The organism is Mesorhizobium sp. ORS 3428 (genome assembly GCF_001854785.1).
Lineage (GTDB): Bacteria > Pseudomonadota > Alphaproteobacteria > Rhizobiales > Rhizobiaceae > Mesorhizobium.
In genome coordinates this window covers 1-1,698 of record NZ_MDFL01000080.1, presented here as the reverse complement: position 1 = coordinate 1,698, position 1,698 = coordinate 1, and the positions used below count along the sequence as shown (strand labels likewise).

Below are 1,698 nucleotides of genomic sequence, written 5' to 3'. Positions count from 1 at the left end.
CAACACTTCCGACCGCGACATAGGGTGTATTTATATCGCAGAGCTTTTTTTCGTAGTTCAGCGACCTCTAATCGTCGCGTAAATTTGCATCAAGCCTCTCTGGCGCTTAAGCACATAGGGTGGTCTAGTTGGCAAGCGGATGGACAATCTCAGCAGCGCGCCCTCGTCTTCCATCGATAGGAATATTGGCCAGACCCGGGACAAGATATCTGGCCGGYGGGTCCATCGGCTACCAGTCGGAGGCCGCGGCGAGACGACGAAATTCAGGTCGGTAGGCTAGCTCCATAATATCAACCATAAACCTGGAGGTTTCAAATGGGATTTTTTAACAGGCTGGGCAAATCTATGCCCAAAATAATCGACAGGCTTGCCGAAGAGACAAGAGCAGGTGGAATGGATCGGCGCGAATTCCTGGCGCTCGCCTCAATATTTGGCGCTTCGACTGCTGTGGCGTACTCTATGATTGGGGCCATTCCGGCTGCACATGCGGAAGAGATAGGAAAGAAAGGTGGAACATTACGAATTGCCATGCCCGTCTACGGTGCCAAAGATCCTCGCGTAAGTGATTATCCCGAAATCGGTAACATTTATCGGCAATTTCTGGATCCACTGGTCAAGTATACCAACAAGTTCACTTTCGAACCTTGGTTGTTGGACCATTGGGAAGCCAAAGACGATGCGACGGAGTACGTACTACATGTCCGCAAGGGTGTGAAATGGAACAACGGCGACGATTTCACCGCCGATGACGTCATGTTCAACCTGAGGCGGTGGTGCGAAAAGGATGTGCCCGGGAACTCCATGGCAGCGCGTCTGGCCGCACTCATCGATGAAAAGACGGGCAAGGCGAAAGAAGGCGCCATCACAAAGGTCGACGACCATACGATCAAACTCACGCTGTCGAAACCTGACRTCACAGTCATCGCCGGTTTTGCGGACTACCCGGCTTTGGTGGTGCACCGCGATTTTGAAAAGAACGGGTCAAATCTGGTCACCCATCCAGTTGGTACGGGACCGTTTGAACTGGCCACATGGGAGGTGGGCCAAAAGGCCGTGCTGAAGCGCCGGACGAACGGGACATGGTGGGGCGGTGAACCGTATCTGGACGAGGTTCAGTTTATTGACTATGGCACCGACACATCTCTGCTTCAAAGCGCGTTCGAGTCAAAAGAGATTGACGCAAACTACCAGACGTTTGCGAACAACGTCGACGCGTGCGACGCGCTAGGCCTCRCCAAATCCGAGGCAAAGACGGCGACGACGATCGTGTGCCGGACGAAGGTTACCGCCAAGCCATATGATGACCAGCGAGTTCGCAATGCCCTGCAACTTGCCGTCGATAATGGCACTATCCTGCAAATTGGCTACAATGGCCGTGGTACGGTTGCCGCCAACTATCATGTAGCCCCCATACACCCGGAATACTATCCTCTCCCAGAGAAGAAGCGAGATGTCCAGGCTGCAAAGCAACTCATGACCGAAGCCGGTCAGATGGAATTCGAGCATGAAATTTTCGGCCCGGATGTCGATTGGCTCAAAGACTCAGCGGACGCAATTGCGCAGCAGCTCCGCGAGGCTGGCTTCAAGGTGAAGCGCACCGTTCTGCCAAGTAGCACTTTTTACAACGATTGGATGAAATACCCCCTTTCGGCCACGAACTGGAATATGCGGCCGCTTGCTGTTCAGGTCTTGGCGCTC

General features: G+C 53.6%; 1 protein-coding gene. It reads left to right on the top strand.

All coding sequences use genetic code 11. From position 1 onward, the window contains the following. Positions 1-315: 315 nt before the first annotated feature. Positions 316-1,698 (top strand): ABC transporter substrate-binding protein (locus tag ORS3428_RS08465; protein ID WP_083355058.1); only part of this gene is annotated, 1,383 nt, incomplete at its 3' end.